Here is an 18,331-nt window from a genome sequence, read left to right on the forward strand (position 1 = left end):
ATTTAACGTCAAAATCAACCCTTGTGCTGAAAAGATTCGATACTAGAATACTCACCATATAGCGTTTTTCTTATCGCAAACCCCCTATATGTAGTATTTATCCACAGAGTTAGTCACAAGACGGATCTGTGGATAAGCGGGGGATATTTTTTATTTCACGGACAGGTAAAACCCACATGAATCAGAGTCTGCTGGTGACAAAGCGCGACGGTACTACCGAGCGTATCAATCTGGACAAAATCCATCGAGTTCTCGACTGGGCAGCAGAAGGACTGAACAACGTATCTATCTCCCAGGTTGAACTGCGTTCCCACATTCAGTTCTACGACGGCATCAAAACGTCTGATATCCACGAAACGATCATTAAAGCAGCGGCTGACCTCATCTCCCGCGAAGCACCGGATTATCAGTACCTCGCTGCACGTCTGGCGATTTTCCACCTACGTAAAAAAGCCTACGGCCAGTTTGAGCCGCCGAAGCTTTACGATCACGTGGTGAAAATGGTTGAGCTGGGCAAATACGACACGCATCTGCTGGAAGACTATACGGAAGAAGAGTTCGAGCAGATGAACGGGTTTATCGATCACTGGCGCGACATGAACTTCTCCTACGCGGCGGTGAAGCAGCTCGAAGGCAAATACCTGGTTCAGAACCGTGTAACCGGTGAGATCTACGAAAGCGCCCAGTTCCTCTACATTCTGGTGGCCGCCTGCCTGTTCTCTAACTACCCGCGTGATACCCGTCTGGATTACGTGAAGCGTTTCTACGATGCGGTATCAACGTTCAAAATTTCTCTGCCGACGCCAATCATGTCTGGCGTGCGCACCCCTACCCGTCAGTTCAGCTCCTGCGTCCTGATCGAGTGTGGTGACAGCCTGGATTCCATCAACGCCACCTCCAGCGCCATCGTGAAATACGTTTCCCAGCGTGCCGGTATCGGCATCAACGCCGGACGCATCCGTGCGCTGGGCAGCCCGATTCGCGGCGGTGAAGCGTTCCACACCGGCTGTATCCCGTTCTATAAGCACTTCCAGACGGCAGTAAAATCCTGCTCTCAGGGCGGCGTGCGCGGCGGTGCTGCGACCCTGTTCTACCCGATGTGGCACCTGGAAGTGGAGAGCCTGCTGGTTCTGAAAAACAACCGTGGTGTCGAAGGCAACCGCGTACGTCACATGGACTACGGCGTGCAGATCAACAAGCTGATGTACACCCGTCTGCTGAAAGGTGAAGACATCACCCTGTTCAGCCCGTCCGACGTTCCAGGCCTGTATGACGCGTTCTTCGCCGATCAGGACGAGTTCGAGCGTCTGTACACCAAATATGAAAAAGACGACAGCATCCGCAAGCAGCGCGTGAAGGCGGTAGACCTGTTCTCCCTGATGATGCAGGAACGTGCCTCTACGGGCCGTATCTACATCCAGAACGTTGACCACTGCAACACCCACAGCCCGTTTGACCCGGTTGTTGCACCAGTGCGCCAGTCTAACCTGTGCCTGGAGATCGCTCTGCCGACCAAACCGCTGGAAGACGTGAACGACGAAAACGGCGAAATCGCGCTGTGTACGCTGTCCGCGTTCAACTTGGGCGCGATTAAAAGCCTGGACGAGCTGGAAGAGCTGGCCGTGCTGGCGGTTCGTGCCCTCGACGCCCTGCTGGACTACCAGGATTACCCAATCCCGGCAGCGAAACGCGGTGCGATGGGCCGCCGTACCCTGGGTATCGGCGTGATCAACTTCGCCTACTGGCTGGCGAAAAACGGCAAGCGTTACTCCGACGGCAGCGCTAACAACCTGACGCACCAGACGTTCGAAGCCATTCAGTACTATCTGATGAAAGCCTCTAACGAGCTGGCGAAAGAGCAAGGCGCGTGCCCGTGGTTCAACGAAACCACCTACGCGAAAGGCATTCTGCCGATCGACACCTACAAAAAAGACCTGGATGCGATCGTCAGCGAGCCGCTGCATCTCGACTGGGAAGGGCTGCGCGAGTCCATCAAGACTCACGGACTGCGTAACTCAACGCTTTCTGCCCTGATGCCGTCCGAGACCTCTTCGCAGATCTCTAACGCCACCAACGGTATCGAACCGCCGCGCGGCCACGTCAGCATCAAAGCGTCGAAAGACGGCGTGCTGCGTCAGGTCGTACCGGACTACGAAACGCTGGGCAACAACTACGAGCTGCTGTGGGAAATGCCAAACAACGACGGCTACCTGCAGCTGGTGGGTATCATGCAGAAGTTTATCGACCAGTCGATCTCTGCCAATACCAACTATGACCCGACGCGCTTCCCGTCAGGCAAGGTTCCGATGCAGCAATTGCTGAAAGACCTGCTCACCGCCTACAAGTTTGGCGTGAAAACGCTGTACTATCACAACACCCGTGACGGTGCGGAAGACGCGCAGGACGACCTGGTTCCGTCAATTCAGGACGATGGCTGCGAAAGCGGCGCATGTAAGATCTAATGTAAATGCCGGGTGGCGCTACGCTTACCCGGCCTACGTTTTTAGGACACACTCATGGCATATACCACCTTTTCACAGACGAAAAACGACCAGCTCAAAGAGCCGATGTTCTTCGGCCAGCCGGTCAACGTGGCACGCTACGATCAGCAAAAATATGACATCTTCGAAAAGCTGATCGAAAAGCAACTCTCCTTCTTCTGGCGCCCGGAAGAAGTGGACGTTTCCCGCGACCGTATTGATTACCAGTCGCTGCCGGATCACGAAAAGCATATCTTCATCAGCAACCTGAAGTACCAGACGCTGCTGGACTCTATTCAGGGCCGTAGCCCGAACGTGGCGCTGCTGCCGCTGATCTCCATTCCAGAGCTGGAAACCTGGGTGGAAACCTGGGCGTTCTCCGAGACGATCCACTCCCGCTCTTACACCCACATCATCCGCAACATCGTGAACGATCCGGCGGTGGTGTTTGACGATATCGTCACCAACGAGCAGATCCAGAAGCGCGCGGAAGGCATTGCCCATTACTACGACGAGCTGATCGAGATGACCAGCTACTGGCATCTGCTGGGCGAAGGCACCCACAATGTGAACGGTAAAACCATCACCGTAAACCTGCGCGCGCTGAAAAAGCAGCTGTACCTGTGCCTGATGAGCGTCAACGCGCTGGAAGCGATCCGCTTCTACGTGAGCTTCGCCTGCTCCTTCGCCTTTGCCGAGCGCAAGCTGATGGAAGGCAACGCCAAAATCATCCGTCTGATTGCCCGCGATGAAGCCCTGCACCTGACCGGTACCCAGCACATGCTGAACCTGCTGCGCAGCGGTACGGACGATCCGGAGATGGCGGAAATCGCCGAAGAGTGCAAGCAGGAGTGCTACGACCTGTTCGTACTGGCGGCTCAGCAGGAGAAAGAGTGGGCAGATTACCTGTTCCGCGACGGCTCCATGATTGGCCTGAACAAAGACATCCTGTGCCAGTACGTTGAGTACATCACCAACATCCGCATGCAGGCTGTCGGTCTCGACCTGCCGTTCCAGACGCGCTCTAACCCAATCCCGTGGATCAACACCTGGCTGGTGTCCGATAACGTGCAGGTTGCGCCGCAGGAAGTGGAAGTGAGCTCTTATCTGGTCGGTCAGATTGATTCTGAAGTCAACACTGACGACCTGAGCAACTTCCAGCTCTGATGCCACGCGTCACGTTAAGTCTTTCCGGCACTGAGGTACTGTGTCGGGAGGAGCACCCTTCTCTGCTGGTGGCGCTTGAGGCGCATCAGGTAGAAGTAGAGTACCAGTGTCGTTCCGGCTACTGCGGCTCCTGCCGCTGCCGTCTGGTCGCAGGCCAGGTAGACTGGCTGACCGAGCCGCTGGCCTTTATCAACGAAGGGGAAATTTTGCCCTGCTGCTGCCGGGCAAAAGGCGATATCGAAATCGAGATGTGATTGCCCTTATTCCCTCTCCCTGTGGGAGAGGGAATAAGGGCATCAGGCCGCAGAGCCTGATTGTCGGGTGTCGGCCTCGCCTTACCCGACCTACAAAACCTACTTCCGGTGAATGAATTCAACCGCTTTATCCGGGAAATCCGTAAACAGTCCGTCCACGTCCGCCTGGTTATACAACACCTCATAAAGCTGATTCACATTCGTGGCATACGGCGGCAGCTGGTCTGCACGCACGGTATACGGATGCACCTGCATCTTGCTGTCGTGCGCCTCTTTCACCATCGCCGTCAGCTTCACGTGGCCCGGCGCTGAGCCCTCCGCCACCAGCATGTGATAATCCGGCCCGATGCCGTCGGCGTACTGCGCAATCTGCTTCATCGCGCCCGGCTTAAACATCCAGTCGTAGTTGTAGTTAACCCACTTCCCGTCCGGCTGTTTCTCCTGAGTTTCATTCCAGTCAGTGTAGGCAATCAGCTGCACCAGGTTGAGGTTCATGCCCATCTTCGGCTCCAGCTCGGTTTTGATGCGCTTCAGCTCGGCGGCATCAAAACACTGCAGGTAGACTTTGTCCTTCTTGCTGGTGTAGCCGTACTGCTTCAGCACCTCCAGCGTCTTTGCGGCAATGTCTTTTCCTTCCTGATGGTGGAACCACGGCGCTTTGATCTCCGGGTAGATACCGATATTTTTACCGGTTGAGTGGTTCAGCCCCTGAACAAACTCAATCTCTTCCTGGAAGGTATGAATGCGGAAGTCAGATTTGCCCATCGGGAAACGTCCCGGATAGACCTGCACTTTCTTGCCGTTTTCAATCTCGAAGCCTTCGGTAAACTTCAGGGAACGGATCTCCGCCAGGGTGAAATCAATGGCGTAGTAGCGGCCATCTTTTCGCGCGCGGTCCGGGAAACGCTCCGCCACGTCCGTCACGCGGTCCAGATAGTGGTCATGCAGGACAACCAGCTGGTCGTCCTTCGTCATCACCAGATCCTGCTCGAGGTAATCCGCGCCCTGCGCATAGGCCATCGCTTTCGCCGGCAGCGTATGCTCCGGCAGATAGCCACTCGCGCCACGGTGGGCAATAACGATTTTATCCGCCGCCAGCGCGGAGCCTGTCATCAGGCCCGCCAGCAGCAGGCCTGTCGCTAACTGAGTTAATTTCATCGTAAAGCTCCTTATTGACGACGTGCCAGCACTTCCGCGTGGTGACGTTTCTCACCGATCATCACAACAATCAGCAGCAGTACCGCCAGCACGCTACCGCCGATCATCACCATAAAGCCGCCGTCCCAGCCGAAGAAATCAACGGTGTAGCCCACAATGGCGCTCGCCGCGACCGAACCGCCGAGGTAACCGAACAGGCCGGTAAAGCCTGCCGCCGTGCCCGCCGCTTTTTTCGGCGCCAGCTCCAGCGCATGCAGGCCGATCAGCATTACCGGACCGTAAATCAGGAAGCCGATGACGATCATGCAGGCCATGTCTACTGATGGATTGCCCGGCGGGTTAAGCCAGTAAACAACCGTCGCGATGGTCACCAGGGTCATAAAGAAGACGCCCGTCGCACCGCGGTTACCCTTAAACACCTTGTCCGACATCCAGCCGCAAAGCAGCGTGCCTGGGATCCCGGCGTATTCATACAGGAAGTACGCCCAGGAGGATTTATCCAGCGCGAAGTGCTTCACCTCTTTCAGGTAGGTTGGCGACCAGTCGAGGATGCCGTAGCGCAGCAGGTAAACGAACACGTTCGCCACCGCGATGTACCACAGCAGCTTGTTCGGCAGGACGTACTTCATGAAGATCTGTTTTGCGGTCAGCTCCTCTTCGTGCTCCTTGCTGTAATCATCCGGATAGTCGTTTTTGTACTCTTCAATCGGCGGCAGGCCGCAGGACTGAGGCGTATCACGCATCAGCGCGAAAGCGAAAATCGCCACCACGATGGCGCCAAAGGCAGGCATATACAGCGCAGCGTGCCAGTCGTTGAACCAGGCCATCCCCAGCAGGAACAGCAGCGGCGGAATACCGCCACCCACGTTATGGGCACAGTTCCACACCGACACGATGCCGCCGCGCTCCTTCTGCGACCACCAGTGCACCATGGTGCGTCCGCACGGCGGCCACCCCATCCCCTGGAACCAGCCGCAGAGGAACAGCAGCACGAACATGATGGCAATGCTGGAGGTTGCCCACGGCACAAAGCCCATGAACAGCATCACCGCGGCCGCCAGGATCAGACCGGCGGGCAGGAACACGCGCGGATTCGAGCGATCCGACACGGAGCCCATGATGAATTTGGAAAAACCGTAGGCGATGGAGATCCCCGACAGCGCGAACCCCAGATCGCCGCGGGAAAAGCCCTGCTCCACCAGATACGGCATGGCGAGCGCGAAGTTTTTACGTACAAGGTAGTACGCCGCGTACCCGAAGAAGATCCCCAGGAAGATTTGCCAACGCAGACGGCGATAGAGCGGATCTATTTCTGCCTCTGGCAGACGCGCCCTGTGGGGCGCAGGTTTGAAGATACTGAGCATAACAGCCTCCGTGGCCTTGAAATGAATGAGCAGGTGGCTCGCACCTGAATTCCAGAGGCGGGTATGTTAAGAAATCACGGTGATTGTTACTGTGAATCAACGCACAGATTGTTACAGAAATATGACAGAATGCGCAAAAAAGCGCATGAAATCACGTTTCACTTTCGAATTCCGCGCGTTTATGTTCGAAATCAAACAAACCACAAAATTAATATGGCTAAATGATAAAAAACGAACATAGAGGGTAAACAATGACCATTCACGATCCTCGCTACAGCGATGTGATAATCATTGGCGGTGGCGCAACCGGCGCCGGGATCGCACGCGATTGCGCCCTTCGCGGCCTGAGCGTCACGCTTCTGGAACGCCATGATATCGCTACGGGCGCAACCGGGCGTAACCACGGCCTGCTGCACAGCGGCGCGCGGTATGCGGTCACCGACGCTGAATCCGCGCGCGAATGTATTGCTGAAAACCAGATCCTCAAGCGTATCGCCCGCCACTGCATTGAGCCGACCGACGGCCTCTTTATTACCCTTCCCGAAGATGATCTCGCCTTTCAGGACACCTTTATTACCGCCTGCAGCGCCGCGGGCATTCAGGCTGAGGCCCTGGATCCGGCGCTGGCGCGGTGGCTGGAACCGTCGGTTAACCCGGCGCTTATCGGCGCGGTGAAGGTCCCTGACGGCACCGTCGATCCGTTCCGCCTGACCGCCGCCAATATGCTGGACGCCCGCGAGCATGGCGCGCACATCCTGACCGGGCATGAAGTGACCGGGCTTATCCGCGAAGGCCATCGTATCTGCGGCGTGCGGATCCTTGATACGCAATATAACGAACACAGCGAGCTGTATGCCGCCGTTGTGGTCAACGCGGCGGGGATCTGGGGGCAGCGGATTGCGGAATACGCGGACCTGTCGGTGCGCATGTTCCCGGCGAAAGGCTCGCTGCTGATCCTAGACCACCGCATCAATAACCACGTGATCAACCGCTGCCGCAAACCGTCTGACGCCGATATCCTCGTGCCGGGAGATACCATTTCGTTAATCGGGACGACCTCAACCCACGTGGACTACAGTGAGATTGACTACAACCGCGTCACTGCTGAAGAGGTGGACATCCTGCTGCGCGAAGGGGAAAAACTGGCGCCGGTGATGGCCCAGACGCGTATTCTTCGCGCCTACGCGGGCGTGCGTCCGCTGGTCGCCAGCGACAACGACCCGAGCGGACGTAACGTCAGCCGGGGCATCGTGCTGCTCGATCACGCCGAACGCGACGGCATGGACGGGTTTATCACCATCACCGGCGGCAAGCTGATGACCTACCGCCTGATGGCCGAGTGGGCGACCGATGCCGTCTGCCGCAAGCTGGGCAATACCGAACGGTGCGTGACGGCAGAACAAGCCCTGCCCGGCTCGCGTCAGTCCACCGAGAAGACGCTGCAAAAAATTATCTCCCTGCCCGCGCCGCTGCGCGGGTCCGCTATTTACCGCCACGGCGACAGAACGCCACAGTGGCTCGGTGAAGGACGACTGAGCCGCAGCCTGGTGTGCGAGTGCGAAGCCGTCACCGCCGGTGAGGTGCAGTACGCAGTGGAGAATCTGACGGTCAACAGCCTGCTCGATCTTCGCCGCCGCACCCGCGTCGGAATGGGCACCTGTCAGGGCGAGCTGTGCGCCTGTCGTGCCGCCGGTCTGCTGCAGCGTTTTCACACCACCACCGCCACCCAGTCGCTCGATCAGCTCAGCGCGTTTTTAAACGAGCGCTGGAAAGGCATTCAGCCTGTCGCCTGGGGCGATGCCCTGCGCGAAAGCGAATTTACCCGCTGGGTCTACCAGGGGCTTTGCGGTCTTGAGAAGGAGCAACGCGATGAAATTTGATACCGTCATCGTCGGCGGCGGGCTGGCAGGCCTGCTCTGCGGCATCAAACTCACGAAGCAGGGGCTGCGCTGCGCCATTATCACCCGGGGCCAGAGCGCCCTGCACTTCTCGTCGGGCTCGCTGGATCTGGTGGACGAAGCGTACCGCGATAAGCTGCCGCCGGAACACCCGTATCACCTGATTGGCGCGCAGCATATTGACCGCTTTGCGCTGGAAACCGAAGCGCTGCTGGCGGACTGCGGCGCACGTCTGCAGGGCAGCGCCCGGCTCAATCACCAGCGCGTTACGCCGCTCGGCACCCTGCGTTCCGCGTGGCTCAGCCCGGAGGAGGTGCCCATTGCCCCCATTCGCGCGGGACGTGTGCGGGTGGTAGGGATTAGCGGCTTTCTGGATTTCCAGCCCCATCTCGCAGCGGCGTCGCTCTGTCGCCAGGGTGTTAACGCGGAAACGGCAGAGATAGAGCTGCCCGAGCTTGATGTCCTGCGCGATAACCCGAGCGAGTTTCGCGCGGTGAATATCGCCCGTTTTCTTGATAACGAGGACAAATGGCCGCTGCTGTATGACGCGCTCAGGCCGCTCGGCGAAACCTGCGATGCCCTGCTGATGCCCGCCTGCTTCGGTTTACGCGACAACCGACTCTGGCGCTGGCTCTCGGATCGTCTGCCCTGCTCGCTCGGCCTGCTGCCCACGCTACCCCCGTCCGTGCCGGGCATTCGCCTGCATACCCAGCTCCAGCGTCAGTTTGTCGCGCAGGGCGGCGTGTGGATGGCGGGTGATGAGGTGAAAAAAATCACCCTGACCGACGGCGCGGTGAGCGAAATCTGGACGCGCAACCACGACGATATTCCGCTTCGCGCCCGCTATACGGTGCTGGCAAGCGGCAGCTTCTTCAGCAACGGACTGCTGAGCAGCCGGGAGGGCATCCGGGAAGCCATTATGGGGCTGGATGTTCGCCAGCGTGCCTCACGCGCGGACTGGTATCAGAGTGATTTCTTCTCGCCGCAGCCCTGGCAACAGTTCGGCGTGATTGTCGATAACCAGCTGCATCCGCAGCTTTCCGGTAAACCCGTCAGGAATCTCTTTGCCATCGGCTCGCTGCTGGGCGGGTACGATCCCATTGCCCAGGGATGCGGTGGCGGGGTCTGCGCCGTCACGGCGCTGTATGTGGCAGAGCAGATTAGCCAGCGCACGGAGGCTGAACAATGAACGACACCCGTTTTGAAAGCTGCATCAAATGCACGGTGTGTACCACCGTCTGCCCGGTCAGCGGCGTTAACCCACGCTATCCCGGACCAAAGCAGGCCGGGCCGGACGGCGAGCGCCTGCGCCTGAAGGACGGCAAGCTGTACGATGAAGCGCTGAAATACTGCATTAACTGCAAACGCTGCGAAGTCGCCTGCCCGTCGGATGTGAAAATCGGCGATATCATTCAGCGCGCCCGGGCGCGCTACAGCACGCAAAAACCGACACTGCGCGATGCGATCCTGAGCCACACCGATCTGATGGGCAGCGTCTCGACGCCCTTTGCCCCCATCGTGAATGCCGCGACCGCTCTCAAACCGGTGCGTCAGCTGCTGGATGCCACGCTGAAGATAGACCATCACCGCAGCCTGCCGAAATATTCTCACGGCACCTTCCGCCGCTGGTACAAATCCGTCGCGGCGCAACAGGCGCAGTACGCCGACCAGGTGGCCTTTTTCCACGGCTGCTATGTGAACTACAACCACCCGCAGCTGGGTAAAGACCTGCTGAAGGTGCTGAACGCCATGGGCACGGGCGTTCAGTTACTGAACAAAGAGAAGTGCTGCGGCGTACCGCTAATTGCCAACGGGTTTACCGATAAAGCGCGCAGGCAGGCTCAAAGCAATGTCACCTCTCTGCGCGAAGCCATTGTCGATAAAGGTATTCCGGTGCTGGCGACCTCGTCCACCTGTACCTTCACCCTTCGCGATGAGTATCCGCATCTGCTGGACGTGGATAACACCGGCCTGCGCGAGCACATCGAGCTGGCGACGCGCTTCCTGTGGCGCAAACTGGATAGCGGGCAGACGCTGCCGCTGGGAAAATTGCCGCTGAAAGTGGTCTATCACACGCCGTGTCACATGGAAAAAATGGGCTGGTCGCTCTATACGCTTGAGCTGCTGCGGCTTATTCCAGGCCTGGAGCTGACGGTGCTGGATTCGCGCTGCTGCGGGATTGCGGGGACCTACGGCTTTAAGCGTGAAAACTACGAAACGTCACAGGCAATTGGCGCCCCGCTGTTCCGTCAGATTGAAGAGAGCGGCGCGGATATCGTGGTAACGGACTGCGAAACCTGCAAGTGGCAGATTGAAATGTCCACCAGCAAGCGCTGTGAACATCCGATTACCCTGCTGGCGAAGGCGCTGGGCTGAACAGTGCCGGGGCGAAAGGCCCCGGCACAGGTTTTACTCGATGAACAGCGACTCGACCACATGGATCCAGCCGTGCTCGCTGGCAACCTCTTTGCCATTCAGCCAGCGGCGCAGCATGTTCAACGCCATCATCGCGCAAACCTCCTGACGCACCGCCAGGCTGTGGCGGGTGATGCTCATTTTAACCCGCAGCGCCCAGGTGCCTTCCGGCGTCGCCAGCGCGAAGTTAAGGTATTCCTCGTCCAGCCCCCCGACAAACAGCGCCAGACCGGCAAAATGCTTCACCCTTCTCTCGGACGCCCAGCGGGCGGTTTGCGCGAGAGTCTCCTGCTGGAACGGCACCACTTCGCTGGCCAGCAGCGGCGCGTTGACGCGCGACAGCTGCAGCGCCAGCAGGCCACCGGTGAACTGCTCGCTTAAGGTCACGCTCAGCTGACGCGCCTGTAGATGCGTCGCAATCTGCGCGGGCAACCCTTCCGTCCCTTCAAAGATCAGGCTTTCGCCCGCCACGCGCTGCACCTCGGGCCACAGGGCCAGCATCGCCTCTTTCTGTTCGGCCGGGCCTGTCAGCTTAAGTTCAATGATCGGCATGGAGGAGCGATAGCCCATGGACACGCCTGGCGGCAGCGGAAGATGATCGAGGCTCTGGGCCAGATCGCTTTCCGAGCGGCCAAAGGTGGTCAGACGCAGGCACAGCGGCGGTTCAGGCAGGGTAAAACGATCGCGAAGGCGCGGCAGGATCTGCTGCTCAACCATCACTTTAAATTCTGAGGGCACACCCGGCGTAAAGAACATCAGGCAGCGGTTCAGCTGCATAGCAAACCCGCACGCGGTACCCACCGGGTTATCGACCAGTTCAGCACTGGCGGGAATTTCAGCCTGTTTGCGGTTGCTTGGGGCCATGACGCGGCCACGTTCGGAGAAAAAGCGCTCCATCTGCGAAAGCCACGCCTCGTGCAGCACCAGCCCTTCGCCTTTTGCGGTCGCGGCGGCCAGGGCGCTGAGATCGTCACCGGTGGGGCCGAGTCCGCCGTTCACAATCAGCACGTCGCAGTGCTCGCTGCGCTCACGCAGAATAGCGACCAGCGACTCAAGATTGTCGCCTACGGTATTGCGGCGCGTTAACGGTAATCCTTGCTCAAAGAAAAGATCGGCCAGCCAGGCAGCATTGGTATCAATAATTTGTCCATGCAGCACTTCGTCGCCGGTGGATAACATCTCCACGTTAATCATTATGTTCTCCCGCTTATATGGTCAAAACACTATAGCGCAAACGCGGGGGGGAGAAGAGAGAAACTGGCGCGACAGAACGCCGCGCCGGAGTGATTAGAAGCCTGCGCTAACGCCCACGTACGGGCCGTCGGCCAGCGCATTGTCACGGTTGCCGTCTTTACCGGCCAGGTTCAGATAGCGATAGCCAGCTTCGATGGTAATCGGACGCATGATGGTCCAGCGCGCACCGGCGTTGGCCTCTTCATAACTTTCGATACCGCTGGAGAGGGAGTCCGGCGAATAGTAGTACTCACCAAACAGGCCGAAGCTGTCGCCAATTTTCCACTGCAGGCCGCCACCCACTGCCGCCGCGTACCCTTCATCACCGTCATTTGGGTTGGTATAGATACCTTTACCGCCAACGGTGGCCAGGAACGGGCCAAGAGGAACGTTGAGACCCAGGCCGAGGCTGGCCGCGTCGCCGTCGTCATCGTTATGCGTCCAGCCGCCGGTCATCGCCAGACCGGATGTCTCGGTACCCATGCCAAAGCCCAGGTGGGTATAATCCTGACCCGCCGAGCCGTTAATGCTGATGGCGTTCGCCGCCGCCGATACAACCATCAGGCCGAAGCCCAGTAATGCCACTTTTTTCATTGTCGTGATCCCGCACAATTATTATAAAGAAGTCCCAAAACCGCGAGATTTTAACCGGAGTCTCCCGGGGATCAAGCACTCTGCGTGCGGCCGGTCAGTAGATTGTAACTATTTGAAACGGCTATTATCCCTTCAGCGATGCGTTCACCCACTGCTGCAGCGCGCGGCGTGAGACTTTGATGCCGCCATTTTTGAGTTCAGTCGGCAACAGCAGCCAGCGGACGGGTTGCTCAAAACGCGCGACCTTATCCCTGACCCAGTCGGGTAAGCAGGTGATATCCGTTCCCGGTTCGCACTCCACCACCGCCACCGGACGTTGCCCGAACTCAGCGTCGTCCAGCGGGACGATAAACACCTGGTTAACCTGCGGGTGCGTGGCGATAACGCGCTCCAGCGATTCCGGCTGGATCCCTTCTCCGCCGCTAAAAAAGAGGTTGTCCATGCGGCCGAGGATCGTCAGACGGCCGTCATGCCATTCGCCGCGATCGCGTGTGGCGAACCAACCCTGCGCGTTGGTCAGCGGAATCATTTCGCCGTCTCGCCAGTAGCCTGAGGCCATGCTTTGCGCCCGGATCCAGACTTCACCGTTAACCACCTGCACCTCTCTGCCCGGCAGCGCACAGCCCACGTCCGGCTCGCCGTCCGCCTCTTTCGCACAAACGGTAGAGGCAAACTCGGTCAGACCGTAGCCGCAGAAGGTGCGTATATCCTGCTCTCGCGCCTGTTCGGTCAATTCAACAGGGATGGCCGCCCCGCCCAGCAGCACCGCTTTCAGTGCGACAGGCTGGTGCGCATTCAGCAAGCGCCAGAGCTGGGTCGGCACCAGTGAGGCGTGGGTGCAGCCGCGCAACGCCTGCTCAAGAGGCTGTTTCTCGCGTACGGTTAACCGCGCGCCGGCCTGCAGCCAGCGCCATAAAATTCCCTGGCCGGAAACGTGAAACAGCGGTAGCGAGAGCAGCCAGTCGTCGTCTTCACCGTAGGGCATCAGCGACAAAACGCCGCGCGCGCTGGCGAGATGCGCCTCGCACGTATGCACCGCTGCCTTAGGCCGCCCGGTGGAGCCGGAGGTCAGCGTCATGGAGGCCAGCCGCGCCGGTTGCCACGCAGCGCAATACGCATCGGCTGTCTCGTGCATGCGCAGGGCAGGAAGAGCGTCGTAGCTTCCGTCCAGCACCAGCGCAAAGCGCAGCGTCATCTGCGGGAGCAGCACGTCCAGCAGCGGACGCGGCAGCTGCGGATTAGCGGGAAGAATACGCGCCCCGCACTGGAGCAGCGCCAGCCACGCCAGCAGGGTTTGCGGATGATTATGGGCCTGCAGCAGCACGCCGCAGCCCTCCTCCACGCCCTGCCGGTGAAAGCCTGCCGCAAGGCTGTCGATGCGTGCGCACAGCTGTTGCCAGCTGAGCACCTCGTCGTTCAGCCTCAGGGCCGGTTTATCGGCAAACAGCGCGCACCAGTGTCGCCACGGCCAGTCGGTAAAACTCATCGCAACGGCTCCAGCGCCGCGACGTCGAGGCACGGCAGCGCGCTGTCCGGCCAAGGGCGGAGAAGCTGAGCCTGCATCAGGTTCAGCGTGTCGAGGCCAGGAACCGTATCCGGCGTTAGCCAGGCGGCCACGCGCGCCAGCTGGGTTAGCCCAAGGCTGGACTCAATTGACGAGCTGATCACCGCCGTCAGCCCTAAGGCGTGCGCCGCCGCGACCTGCTCGCGCACTTTCGCCAGGCTGCCGGTCAGCGTCGGTTTAATCACTACCGCGCTGACGCCGGGCTCGGCAGCAAATTCAAAATCGGCCTCGCGCAGGCTTTCATCCCAGGCGATGGCAATCCCCGTTTCGCGGGCGAACGCGCGCGAATCCTCGCGGGTTTTGCACGGCTCTTCGAGGAAGGCAATGCGGCTGCGGTACGCCGGATTGACGTACTTCGCAAACTGCTGCGCCTTAAGCGGGGTCCAGGCGCGGTTGGCGTCCAGACGCAGATGCAGATCGGGGATCGCCTCCAGCAGCAGGTTGGCGACCATGCCGTCACGCACCGCTTCATACAGCCCGACTTTGATTTTCGCCACCTTCTCGCCCGGCATGGCGGAGAGCAGCGCGAACAGCTCGTCCGGATCGCCCGTGCAGAGCGGCGCCGCGCGGTAATTCCCCGCTTCCGGCAGGCTGCCGTCCAGCTCCGCCAGCGCGCAGCTGATACCAAAAGCCGCGGAAGGCACCTCCGGCAGCGCCGGATCCGCACCCTCGCGCCACGCGTCCGCCCACGCCAGCAAGGCCGTCTGAGCGTCATCCAGCGACTCGAGGCTAAAGCCCGGCAGAGGCGAAATCTCGCCCCAGCCTTCCCGCTCGCCCTGCTGCAGATGCACGAAGAAGCCGTCACGGGTTTTTAACCGCCGTTCACGCAGCACCACGCCCGCGTCCATCGGTATCTGCCAGCGGTAAACCTGCGCGCGACGCATTACGGATTCCGTTTGTATTTGCTGAAGTCTGGCTGGCGTTTTTCGTTAAACGCGTTGCGCCCTTCCTGACCCTCTTCGGTCATGTAGAACAGCATGGTGGCGTTACCCGCCAGCTCCTGCAGACCCGCCTGACCGTCGCAGTCGGCGTTGAGTGCCGCTTTCAGGCAGCGCAGCGCCATCGGGCTGTTTTGCAGCATTTCACGGCACCAGCGCACGGTCTCTTTTTCGAGCTCGGCAAGCGGCACCACGGTGTTCACCAGGCCCATATCCAACGCTTCCTGCGCGTTGTACTGACGGCACAGGAACCAGATTTCGCGGGCTTTTTTCTGACCGACGATGCGCGCCATGTAGGAGGCCCCCCAGCCGCCATCGAAAGATCCCACTTTCGGGCCCGTCTGGCCAAAGATGGCGTTCTCGGCGGCAATGGTCAGGTCGCACATCATGTGCAGCACGTGGCCACCGCCGATAGAGTAGCCCGCCACCATCGCCACCACCGGTTTTGGACAGGTGCGGATCTGACGCTGGAAATCGAGGACGTTCAGGTGATGCGTACCCGCGTCGTCCTGGTATCCGCCGTAGTCACCGCGCACTTTCTGATCGCCACCGGAGCAGAACGCTTTCTCGCCTTCGCCGGTCAGGACAATCACGCCGATGTTGTCGTCGTAGCGCGCATCCGCCAGGGCCTGAATCATCTCTTTCACGGTCAGCGGACGGAAGGCGTTACGCACCTGCGGGCGGTTGATGGTGATTTTGGCAATGCCGTCGGTGGATTTGTGGTAACGAATGTCGGTGTAGCCTTCGGAGCAGTCCTGCCATTCAACCGGAGCGTAAAGCATGTGTTCATCAGGGTAGATCATAGAGTGTCCTTTATTCGAAGACGCAGTATCTGAGCCAGACTTGCCGCAACCGCATCGGGATTTTCCCGGTGGGCGTTGTGTCCGGCGTTGGGAATTGCATGGCGAACGGCGTTCACTTCCGCGGCAAGGGCCGCGAACTTCTCATCACGTTCGCCATAGAGATAATCAAAAGAGAAATCGCGCGCGCTCAGGGCAGTACGCAGGTCGGGCTGCACGGCCAGCGACGTTGCCTCGAGCATCATCGCCAGCATCGCGCCGTTGTTCTGGCTGCGCAGGGTAATCAGCGCGTCGCGCTGGACGTCCGTCAGGGAGGCAAACACGGGCTGTTGGTACCAGTCAGCGAACACCTTATCCAGCGGTTCGTTGCGAAAACGTGCTGCCCAGCGGCGGTCGGATGCCAGCCGCGCCTGTCGCACATCGGCATCCTGCAGGCCCGGATGTCCCCCTTCTACCGTCAGGCCCAACAGCCCCTTTGGCTGCTGGCAGGCATGGAACATCGCAATGCGGCCGCCGAGGGAGTACCCGACGAGCCAGAATTTCAGTATGTTGTAACTAATCAGAGTTCGGGTGAGCAACGCGCTCATCTCGTCAAAGCCCGCGACGCCCAGATTCCGGGATCCACCGTGCCCCGGCAGATCCAGATACAGCCGGGGGTAGTCACGGAGTCGCTCACCAACACCCTGCCACTCGCGGCAATCTCCGGAAAAACCGTGCAAAAAGACCAGCCAGGGATAGCCTGATTTTCCGTCATGCTGCACGCCCGAGAGGATCACAGCTGGCTCACCTGCGCCAGCAGGCTTTGCAGGGTCTGCGCACCGTCAGCATCGTTTACCACCAGCTCAATCAGTGTCGCACCCGGCTGCTTCCAGGCGCTGCTTAACGCCGCGTCCAGCTGTTCCCAGCTTTCCGGGCGATGATATTTCAGGCTGAACATCGCCGCGGCGTGTTCGAACTGCACGTTCTGCGGCATCAGATAGAAGCGCTCGCGCTCGCTCTGCGGCGTAGGCAGCAGGGAGAAAATCTGCCCGCCGTTGTTGTTGACCACAATCAGCACAAACGGGGCTGACGCCTGACGCAGCAGCGCCAGCGCGTTGAGATCGTAGAGCGCGGAGAGATCGCCCACTATCGCCAGCGTTGATTTCGCGCTGGCGCGCTGCACGCCCGCCGCCGTGGAGATCAGCCCGTCGATACCGCTGGCGCCACGGTTGCTGTACACCGGGTAGCCCGCGGGCAGCTTCGAAAAGGCGTCAATCAGCCGCACCACCAGGCTGTTGCCGACAAACAATTGCCCCTGTTCAGGCAGGCACTGGCGAATACGGTGCGCCAGTCCGGCCTCGCTAAACGCTTCACAGTGCGCTTTAGTCAGTTCCCACGCCTGGCGCGAAAGGTCCGGGATGGCCACCGCCCAGGGCTTGCGTTTTTCAGCCGGATGAAGCGTCAGCCAGGCGTCGATATGGCTGACCAGACGACGTCCGCGATGGTGCGCCGGGTCAAGCCGCCCTTCCAGCGCGTCCACCAGCCAGTACTCTTCCGGCGTGCAGGTGGCCTGCCACTGCAGTAACCGTTTGCCGGTTAAACTCGATCCAAGCTGAACCACAATCTGCGCCTGCGCCAGCTCGGTGACCGCTTTGGCATTACCCAGCCAGAGGTCGGCGCACGGCAGCGGCTGACCGGTCTGGGAAAGCACGTCGCCTATCAGCGGCCAGCCCAGGGTTTGCGCCCATTCGGCGACCAGCTTGCCTTCGGCGGCGCTCATGCGCCCGGCAATCACCACGCCGCGCTTCTGCCGCCAGAAGAACCAGTCGCGCTGCTTCGCGCTCTCAAGGTGCGTCTGCTCGCGAAGCCACGGTTTTTCACTCTCCCACCAGTCGCCAAGGGATTGCTGCCAGTCAAGACCCGTATCGTCCAGCTCACCGTACAGCGGCTCGGCAAACGGGCAGTTAATGTGCAACGCCCCGCTGCGCAACGTCTCCAGAGCGTGATCGACGGTGGAGACCAGCCAGCTTGCCGGAATATCCTGGGTGGGACGGGGCAGCGAAATCGTCTGCGAAGGATGCGAAGCAAAGAGCCCCGGCTGACGGATGGCCTGATTGGCGCCGCAGTCGATAAGCTCAGGGGGGCGGTCGGCCGTCAGTAAGATCAGTTTTTCACCGGTTAACCCGGCTTCAATCAGAGCCGGATAGAGGTTCGCCACGGCGGTACCGGAAGTGACGATCACCGCCACGGGTTCTTTGCTGACCTTCGCCAGACCCAGCGCGAGATGCCCGAGACCACGCTCATCAAAGTGGGTGTGGTGAATCAACGCCCGGTTTTCAGCGGCCGCCAGCGTAAGCGGCGTTGAGCGAGAGCCCGGTGCAATACACACGTGCCTGACGCCATGGCGCGTCAGGGCTTCAAGGATCACCGCCGCCCAGCGTCGGTTAAAAGAACTTACTGACATGAGATTGTCCGGTATCAAGAATG

Annotated in this window: 15 protein-coding genes; 6 read left to right on the forward strand and 9 right to left on the reverse strand. The window is 59.8% G+C overall.

What is annotated here, in order from left to right:
- Positions 1-176 precede the first annotated feature (176 nt).
- Genes nrdA through yfaE form a run of 3 tightly spaced genes read left to right on the forward strand, consistent with a single transcriptional unit; the run spans position 177 to position 3,901 of the window.
- Positions 177-2,462, forward strand: coding sequence for a class 1a ribonucleoside-diphosphate reductase subunit alpha (gene nrdA, locus BM007_RS16715; RefSeq protein WP_032646595.1), 2,286 nt, complete (start codon positions 177-179; stop codon positions 2,460-2,462).
- A gap of 54 nt (positions 2,463-2,516) precedes the next feature.
- The gene (gene nrdB / locus BM007_RS16720) at positions 2,517-3,647 is read left to right on the forward strand and encodes a class Ia ribonucleoside-diphosphate reductase subunit beta (RefSeq protein ID WP_023312514.1); all 1,131 of its coding nucleotides are present in this window, start codon (positions 2,517-2,519) and stop codon (positions 3,645-3,647) included.
- On the forward strand, positions 3,647-3,901 hold the full coding sequence (gene yfaE, locus BM007_RS16725) for a class I ribonucleotide reductase maintenance protein YfaE (RefSeq protein ID WP_023325749.1): 255 nt from the start codon (positions 3,647-3,649) through the stop codon (positions 3,899-3,901). The genes nrdB and yfaE overlap by 1 nt, the downstream gene beginning before the upstream one ends.
- Positions 3,902-4,000: 99 nt before the next feature.
- Here yfaE and glpQ read toward each other — a convergent pair whose 3' ends face one another.
- Complete coding sequence (gene glpQ / locus BM007_RS16730) at positions 4,001-5,059, reverse strand: glycerophosphodiester phosphodiesterase (RefSeq protein ID WP_090419931.1); 1,059 nt, start codon at positions 5,057-5,059, stop codon at positions 4,001-4,003.
- Between the two features lie 11 nt (positions 5,060-5,070).
- Positions 5,071-6,423 carry a glycerol-3-phosphate transporter gene (gene glpT / locus BM007_RS16735; protein ID WP_024908206.1) on the reverse strand — a complete coding sequence of 451 codons (1,353 nt, stop codon included), beginning with the start codon at positions 6,421-6,423 and terminating at the stop codon, positions 5,071-5,073.
- A gap of 251 nt (positions 6,424-6,674) precedes the next feature.
- Here glpT and glpA point away from each other — a divergent pair, with 251 nt between their 5' ends.
- From glpA to glpC, 3 genes are read left to right on the forward strand one after another with little or no spacing between them, the layout of a single operon-like run.
- Complete coding sequence (gene glpA, locus BM007_RS16740; protein ID WP_048992454.1) at positions 6,675-8,303, forward strand: anaerobic glycerol-3-phosphate dehydrogenase subunit A; 1,629 nt, start codon at positions 6,675-6,677, stop codon at positions 8,301-8,303.
- Positions 8,293-9,510 (forward strand): glycerol-3-phosphate dehydrogenase subunit GlpB, encoded by a 1,218-nt coding sequence (gene glpB, locus BM007_RS16745; protein ID WP_024908208.1) that lies wholly within the window; start codon positions 8,293-8,295, stop codon positions 9,508-9,510. Before glpA ends, glpB begins: the two co-directional genes overlap by 11 nt.
- The gene (gene glpC, locus BM007_RS16750; protein ID WP_061714727.1) at positions 9,507-10,697 is read left to right on the forward strand and encodes an anaerobic glycerol-3-phosphate dehydrogenase subunit GlpC; all 1,191 of its coding nucleotides are present in this window, start codon (positions 9,507-9,509) and stop codon (positions 10,695-10,697) included. The genes glpB and glpC overlap by 4 nt, the downstream gene beginning before the upstream one ends.
- Positions 10,698-10,730: 33 nt before the next feature.
- Here glpC and BM007_RS16755 read toward each other — a convergent pair whose 3' ends face one another.
- The 7 genes from BM007_RS16755 to menD all read right to left on the reverse strand — a co-directional run bounded on the left by BM007_RS16755 (position 10,731) and on the right by menD (position 18,308).
- Complete coding sequence (locus BM007_RS16755; protein ID WP_024908210.1) at positions 10,731-11,930, reverse strand: nicotinamide mononucleotide deamidase-related protein YfaY; 1,200 nt, start codon at positions 11,928-11,930, stop codon at positions 10,731-10,733.
- Positions 11,931-12,023: 93 nt separating this feature from the next.
- The gene (locus tag BM007_RS16760) at positions 12,024-12,563 is read right to left on the reverse strand and encodes a YfaZ family outer membrane protein (protein ID WP_024908211.1); all 540 of its coding nucleotides are present in this window, start codon (positions 12,561-12,563) and stop codon (positions 12,024-12,026) included.
- 124 nt (positions 12,564-12,687) lie between these two features.
- Entirely contained in the window at positions 12,688-14,049 is a 1,362-nt protein-coding gene (menE, locus tag BM007_RS16765) for an o-succinylbenzoate--CoA ligase (protein WP_090419934.1), read from the reverse strand.
- Positions 14,046-15,011: an o-succinylbenzoate synthase gene (menC, locus tag BM007_RS16770; protein ID WP_090419937.1), complete on the reverse strand. Its 966-nt coding sequence runs from the start codon at positions 15,009-15,011 to the stop codon at positions 14,046-14,048. The genes menE and menC overlap by 4 nt, the downstream gene beginning before the upstream one ends.
- Positions 15,011-15,868 carry a 1,4-dihydroxy-2-naphthoyl-CoA synthase gene (gene menB, locus BM007_RS16775; protein WP_039023994.1) on the reverse strand — a complete coding sequence of 286 codons (858 nt, stop codon included), beginning with the start codon at positions 15,866-15,868 and terminating at the stop codon, positions 15,011-15,013. Before menB ends, menC begins: the two co-directional genes overlap by 1 nt.
- Positions 15,865-16,641, reverse strand: a complete 777-nt coding sequence (gene menH / locus BM007_RS16780; protein WP_090419940.1) for a 2-succinyl-6-hydroxy-2,4-cyclohexadiene-1-carboxylate synthase — start codon at positions 16,639-16,641, stop codon at positions 15,865-15,867. Before menH ends, menB begins: the two co-directional genes overlap by 4 nt.
- Positions 16,638-18,308, reverse strand: coding sequence for a 2-succinyl-5-enolpyruvyl-6-hydroxy-3-cyclohexene-1-carboxylic-acid synthase (menD, locus tag BM007_RS16785; protein WP_090419943.1), 1,671 nt, complete (start codon positions 18,306-18,308; stop codon positions 16,638-16,640). The genes menH and menD overlap by 4 nt, the downstream gene beginning before the upstream one ends.
- Between the last annotated feature and the right edge of the window lie 23 nt (positions 18,309-18,331).

The organism is Enterobacter sp. NFIX59 (assembly GCF_900113755.1).
Lineage (GTDB): Bacteria > Pseudomonadota > Gammaproteobacteria > Enterobacterales > Enterobacteriaceae > Enterobacter > Enterobacter pseudoroggenkampii.